At 44.8% G+C, this 7,363-nt stretch carries 4 protein-coding genes; 1 reads left to right on the forward strand and 3 read right to left on the reverse strand.

Annotation, left to right across the window (positions count from 1 at the left end; translation table 11 throughout):
- Positions 1 to 351: 351 nt before the first annotated feature.
- The 3 genes from ACH2DQ_RS12680 to yicI all read right to left on the reverse strand — a co-directional run bounded on the left by ACH2DQ_RS12680 (position 352) and on the right by yicI (position 5,291).
- Positions 352 to 702 (reverse strand): hypothetical protein, encoded by a 351-nt coding sequence (locus ACH2DQ_RS12680; RefSeq protein WP_394915204.1) that lies wholly within the window; start codon positions 700 to 702, stop codon positions 352 to 354.
- A 69-nt stretch (positions 703 to 771) separates the two neighbouring features.
- Positions 772 to 2,919, reverse strand: coding sequence for a beta-glucosidase family protein (locus tag ACH2DQ_RS12685; RefSeq protein WP_395026956.1), 2,148 nt, complete (start codon positions 2,917 to 2,919; stop codon positions 772 to 774).
- Between the two features lie 32 nt (positions 2,920 to 2,951).
- Positions 2,952 to 5,291, reverse strand: a complete 2,340-nt coding sequence (gene yicI, locus ACH2DQ_RS12690; protein WP_395026958.1) for an alpha-xylosidase — start codon at positions 5,289 to 5,291, stop codon at positions 2,952 to 2,954.
- A 277-nt stretch (positions 5,292 to 5,568) separates the two neighbouring features.
- Here yicI and ACH2DQ_RS12695 point away from each other — a divergent pair.
- Positions 5,569 to 7,363 (forward strand): sensor histidine kinase (locus ACH2DQ_RS12695; RefSeq protein ID WP_395026960.1); only part of this gene is annotated, 1,795 nt, incomplete at its 3' end.

Below are 7,363 nucleotides of genomic sequence, written 5' to 3' on the forward strand. Positions count from 1 at the left end.
AAGAGTATTTAATAAGAGAAACCCAATTATAAAGCGTTCGCTTTAATGGGTATTTCTTTGTTTTCTCTATTTTAAAATATAAATATCAAGGTTTTCTCAAATTTTGCTAAAAAACCACTCTTCCTATCCACTGTATTCAAATCCACAGCTCCCCTATCCGCTACTCCCTCTTAAACTCATGTTTAAGTATACGCTAAGATACGGCCAATCTCAATGCCACATATTTCCACTGTAAAATTGCGTATAGCTGCGAACATGCAAAAGAAGGAACCTTTTTACGGGTTCCTTCCATTCTCCTACGATTGAAGATAACGCTCTGACAGCTGTGTGTCACACTGCCGCGCGTATTTTTTATTCAGATTTATCCTGTACATCTTCCGGTTGATCCGGATATTTCACCGGGCAATAGGGATTACATTCCTTACCATTTCTGTCTACCCGGACACCCGGGCAGAGCTTGCATTTTGGCAGGTTGGGACAATTGAAGTCTACATACTTAGGCGTACATTTTCTTGGGCACACGAAACAATTGGGCCTGGAGGGTCCCTGTTTGTTCGGCTGTGCTGTTTCCAAATCCGCCTGTTCTTTTACCTTTACCGCCTTATTTCTTTCCGCTCTGATCCGTCTGATACGGATAAAGCTTATAACCGCAAATAGTATCACTATGATCAAAATAACAATTATTATATCTATAGTAAGCATTGGCATTTACCTCTCTGGTTTCTTACTATATGTTATTCCGGGGACCATATTCGGTGACGATAGCATCTGTCAAATTACTATGTTTATCTCTTTTTTCTGACAAATATCTCTTGAAGATTTCCCAATACAAATCTCATATCTGCCCGGTTCGATACAAAAATCCCCCTGTTTTTCATCATAGTAATGAAAACTGCTTTCATCCAGCAAAAAGCATATCCGCTTCTCTTCACCCGGATCTAATAATACCTTTTCATATCCTTTTAATTCCTGGTACGGTCTCTCTTCCTTTGGTTCCAGGCAACGCACATATAACTGCACCACTTCTTTTCCGGATTTTTCTCCGGTATTTTTAACGTCCAGGGAGACAGACACCGGAAAAGCGCTGCTATTGTCACTGATCTCCAGATTGCCGCAGGTGAATTCTGTGTAGGACAATCCATAGCCAAAACAGAATTGGGGTTCGATCTCAAAAGTATCATAATAGCGGTACCCCACATAAATGCCTTCCCGGTAACAGACCTTTTCCTTCCCGGGAAATTCTCCAAGGCGGGTTGCCGGACAATCCAGGTGGGTTTTGGGAAAAGTTTCCGGAAGCCTGCCGGATGGGTTTACCTCTCCAAGAAGTACTTCAGCCAGGGCGGTTCCCCCCTCCATACCGGCATACCAGTTCCAGACCAGTGCTTTTGCCTCATTGACCCATGATTTCATTTCCACAGGAGCACCGGCGCTTAGTATTACCACCGTATTGGGATTGGCTTTTAACACCTGTCGAATCACCTCATCCTGTCCGTAGGGGAGAATCATATCTTCTCTGTCATATCCTTCCACGTCATAATCGTGATTCAGTCCTCCGATAAACAGAACCTCCTCATACTCCGAAGCTGCTTCTACTGCCTCTTTTCGCAGTTTGTTTCTTTTCTCCTGCAGGGCGGAATCTTTTGCAAGGTTATCTTTTGTCCCATTACCGGCATTCAGGCTGGCTTCCTGCCAGTTGACTTCTCCAGGCTCTTCTTTGGTGTCCGGGCAGTACCCTCTTACATATTTTATCTCGGTATTTCCTCCAAGCATAGACTTTAGTCCCAGCAGAGGCGAAATTTCATATAATGCCTTAATCTCCGCACTGCCGCCGCCGTTTGAATGAATCCGCTCCCCGTTATCGCCAATTACCAGGAGCTTTTTTATATTCTTTCTCTGAAGGGGCAGTCGTTGATCTTCATTTTTCAACAGAACGATGGATTCTCTTGCTGTCTCCAAAGCGGTCTGCCGGTGTCCGGGTGTATGATAGCACCCGCTTTTTCTCTCTCCGCCCAGCATGTGCAGACGCTCCATCATCCTGAGAATCCGCCTTACTTTGCTGTCTATGAAAGATTTTGCAATCCTTCCCTCCTGTATTTCCTGATATAAAGGATTGGCAAGACAGTATTCATCGAAATTATCCGTGACTGACATTTCTATATCAAGGCTGGTTTTTGCAGCTTCTGCTGTATCATGAACAGCTCCCCAGTCAGAGATCACGGTTCCGTCATACTTCCATTCCTCTCTTAAGATCTCATCCAAAAGGTAGTGGCTCTGGCAGCAATGTTCGCCCCGGACCTTGTTATATGCTCCCATCAGTGAGTACGCGCCGCCTCGTTTTACCGCATCATAAAATGCCGGAAGATAGATTTCCCGCAGAGGCCGCTCCCCGATTTCCACATCTACCCAGAGTCTTTCCGTCTCCTGATTGTTTAACGCAAAATGCTTTACGCATGCCGCCACATCAGACTCCTGAATCCCCTGTATAAGCGGCACCGCCTCTTCCTTTGTCAGATAGGGGTCTTCGCTCATATATTCAAAATTTCTGCCGCAGAGGGGGCTTCTCTTTATATTGATGCCGGGAGCCAGAATCACGTCTTTTCCCCTGCCTCTGGCTTCCTCCCCCAGCACCTGTCCCATACGGTAAGCAAGCTCACGGTTCCAGGTGGACGAAAGGGCACTGTTGCTGGGCAGATAGGTCACATAATCATCTGAATTCCCCACCGCAATCCATTTATCCTTTTCAAATTCATTGCGCACTCCCATGGGTCCGTCGGACATCTTAAGGGGCGGTATATCCAGGCGCTCCACACCTTTGGTACAGAATAATCCGTCACCGTGTATCATCCCCAGCTTTTCCTCTAATGTGAGCTGGCTTAACAAATCTTCTATCTTTTTATCCATTACGCTTTTTGATTCCATATTTATTCTGCCCCCGAATTTAAAAACATGTTCTAACATTCTAAAATAACAAGTATCTCTGCTGCACCTGCTTCTGGCTTCAGGACAGTGTCCCTGCCTTCTATTACCCCATGTGCTCCTTTTACTTCTTTCACCATTTGATTTACCAGACGTACCGTGTACGGCTTTTCGGATTTTGTGCAAATCGTGATTACACCCTGATGATTATCTGCTGTAACAGAGGCATCCGGTTTTCCATCACAGCCATAGACTTCTGCAGATGCATGGTCTTTTAAGGAATAGATGTTAAATTCCACATCCTTTGCATAATCATAATCCGCTCTTGTATCACATGCCCCGATTGGGAGAATTGTATTTTCCCGCACCATCAGCGGTATGTTTAAATAATCCAGCTTCTCTGTGAACCATCTGCCCCCGTCCACTTGTGCACCTGTGAGATAATTGGTCCAGGTTCCCTCCGGCAGGTAATATTCAGCTATGTTGTCTTCCCGGAAAACAGGGGCACAAAGCAGCCGGCCTCCCAGCATATACTGGCGGTCCAGATAATGACAGTTCCTGTCTTCTGTGTATTCCAATACCATACTTCTCATAAGCGGCACACCGCTTTTGGATGTTTCAACCGCACCGCTGAATAAATAGGGCATCAGGCTTGCTTTGAGCTTTGTAAAAAAGCGTACAACCTCTACCGCCTCATCGTCATAAGCCCAGGGCACCCGGTAAGAGGTGCTTCCATGAAGGCGGCTGTGGGTAGACAGCAGACCAAAAGCCGCCCACCGTTTATAGACATCCGGTGTAGAAGTACTTTCAAACCCACCGATATCATGGCTCCAGTATCCAAAGCCGGACATCGTCAGTGACAGCCCGCCTCTCAGACTTTCTTCCATGGATTCATAGTCAGACCAACAGTCACCGCCCCAATGTACCGGGAACTTCTGTCCTCCTACTGTTGCAGAGCGGGCAAACAAAACGGCCTCTCCTTTTCCTCTTTTCTTCTCTAACAGTTCATATACGGTCTTGTTGTACAGATAGGTATAGTAATTATGCATCTTATTGGGATCTGAGCCATCGTAATAGACAACATCTGTCGGTATGCGTTCCCCAAAATCTGTCTTAAAACAATCCACTCCCATATCTAACAGCGCTTCCAGTTTCTCCTGGAACCAGCTGCATGCCGCAGGATTGGTAAAATCCACCACAGCCATTCCGGGCTGCCACATATCCCACTGCCATACATCTCCGTTTGGGCGCTTAATAAAATATCCCTGCTCCATCCCTTCCTCAAAAAGCGCTGATTCCTGCCCGATATACGGATTGATCCAGACGCAGATATTCAGTCCTTTATCCTTAATTCTTCCCAGCATTCCTTTCGGATCAGGAAAAACTCTGTGATCCCAAATGAAATCCGACCAGTGGAATTCTTTCATCCAAAAACAGTCAAAGTGGAAAACCCGAAGAGGAATCTCTCTTTCCAGCATACCGTCAATAAAGCTCATTACAGTCTCTTCGTCATAATTAGTGGTAAATGACGTAGAAAGCCAAAGGCCAAAAGTCCATGGTGCAGGCAGTGACGGCTTCCCTGTCAGATCTGTATACCGCTCTAAAACCTCTTTCATCGAAGGACCATTGATTACAAAGTAGTCCAGAGTTTCACCCGGCACACTGAATTCCACTTTCGCCACTTGCTCCGTAGCGGTTTCAAAAGATACTTTTTCCGGGTGGTTCACAAAGACACCATATCCTTTATTCGTGAGATAAAAAGGAATATTTTTATAGGACTGGTCCGTACTGGTTCCACCATCCTCATTCCAAATATCAACAGACTGCCCGTTTTTGACAAACGGAGTAAAACGCTCGCCCATGCCATAGACCAGTTCCCCGACAGACAGGCTGAGCTGCTGACGCATATAGGCATCGTCACTCCCTTTATCATAGGCAAAACCGTTCCACTTGGTCTTCATATATGCCAGATCTCTGGAAACGCTCTTTGTGAGCTTTTCCTCATTCCTTATGTACGTCATAGACCAGTCTTTCTTTGTGATAATCAGCCCTAAGCTGCCGCTTTTTACAGTGAGCTTTTCTTCATCTTCAAAGACATCCAATTTCTGCATCTCTCCCAGATGAAGGTCAAAATCAGGTCCCTTCCTTTTGATGCCCTTATGGTGGGTTGTCTGCACCCGGAGAATCTCCGGCATAGGGGAAGAGATCTCAACCGTGAGGTTAATGCCTCCCAGGGTATCTCCTCTGTGGTTAATCCTTCCGGTGGGGGCACATATGGTGACCAACCTATCCTCTTTTTTTATAAAATAAGCCTGTTGGGGCGAAAAGCACCCGCATCCTTCTTTTTGCAGCCAGCATCCATTACTAAATTTCATAGTCCGTCTCCTTTCAACTGTTCGTTTCATTTTTTGACCGTAACTGTTCCGTATTTACCTGCTGATCAGTTACATTTGACCACATTATAGCGGACTTTCACTCATCTTGATACCATCAGAATTCCAGATAAAACACTCTAAAAATTAGAGTATTTTACCTCCAATAATGACGCTGTACGCAGGATTTTTTTTGTTGTACAATAAACATAAGTAGAAAAGAAACACGATATTATATAGAAATCCCCTGTTAAGGCTCCCCGGCAGAAAGGAATTACAGATGAAACTAAAAGACAAGCTGCAGTCCATGTTTTCAAAAACAAAGGTGCAGAAACAGCTTTACGCCATATTCTTTGCCGCTATTCTGATTCCGGTTACGGTAATCGGGATCCTGCTCCTGCTGAATACCCAGAAGCTTTTAACCAATCATTATGAGAACCAGATTGAATCGGACAACCTGCGCATCAAATCCATTATGTTTGATATCACCACAAACATTTACAACCAGTCCGAAGACCTCGCCTTTGATACGAATCTGCAAAAACTGCTCAGTACAAGTTATGCTTCTCCTGTGGAATCCCGGACGGCATGCGGCAATTATAAGAGAATCCTGTCCATTTTAAAAAATGAAACCTCTGTGGCAGATTTAAAGGTTTATACCCTGAATGAAACCATTGAAGACTATGACCGGATTCTCTTTGCAACGGAGGAGATCCGGGAAACGGACTGGTTTCAAAAAGCTTCCGGGCAGTCCAATATTTTCTGGAAAGTAAAAAAGCAGACCGATCACTTTTCCAATGATTACTATGAACTGACCTTATACCGGAAAATTCCCCTGCCGGATACGAAAAGCTACGCGGTTCTAGAAATGACCACCAGTTCCAATTACCTGAAAAACCGCATAGAAAACAATACGCTGACTACCATCCTTTCCGTCAACCAGGAACCTGTATTTTACAGCAGCAACCGCAGCTTTGTGGGCTTGCCGCTTGGGGTGGAGGTAGATTACAGCAAGGGATTCTATCAGTATCTGGGGAGAAATGAACTGAATGGAATCAAAGTATTAAGTGCCGTTTCCACACTGACGCCCTACCAGTCAGACGATATCCTGTATCTGACTTCACTGAATTTTCAGGCATATCCCTATATTAATAAAGTGACACTGACTTATGGGATTATCATTTTGCTGATCCTCTTTGTCCCAACAGGGATTATATATATATTTACCAGATATTTCAGTGCCCGTGTGGGTGTCCTGCGAAGTGCCATGCATCAGGCAAGCAACGGGGATTATAATATCATTGATTCCTTTCAGGGAGATGATGAGCTGTCAGAGGCTTTCCAGGATTTAAAAGTAATGATTGAAAAAATCAAGGACAACGAAGCGCAGATGTACGAGGCACAGATTAAAGAGCAGGAAATCACTAACCGCCAGCAGCAGATGGAATTTAAGATGCTGGCAAGCCAGATCAATCCCCACTTTCTCTATAATACACTGGAGACAATCCGTATGAAGTCCCTCACTGCCGGAAACCGTGAGGTTGCTACCGCCATTAAGCTGTTGGGGAAATCCATGCGCTATGTTCTGGAAAATACGGGAACTGCATCCACAACGCTGAAAAAGGAGATGGACTACATCGAGACTTATCTGTCTATCCAAAAGCTGCGCTTCCATGAACGTGTAAACTATCAAATTCAAATAGAACCGGAAACTGATATCTCCGAATTCCAGATCCTGCCGCTGCTTTTGCAGCCAATTGTTGAAAATGCTATTTTACATGGTTTGGAAGGGGTTGAAAAAAATGGACAGATTATTATCCATATATGGACGAAGGACGATGAATACCTCTGCATAGACATTTTTGACAACGGGGAAGGCATGACTGCAGAAGAGCTGGAAAAAATGATTTCCAATATGAATAACCATGATAAGGCCTCAGCAGACAGCATCGGGCTATACAATATCAACCAGCGGATTAAGCTTTGCTATGGTACCTCTTACGGATTGACGGTTAAGAGCCGCAAAACAGAAGGGACCCTGGTATCTCTCCAGCTTCCGCTCACCACAAACAGGG

The organism is Robinsoniella sp., assembly GCF_034124845.1.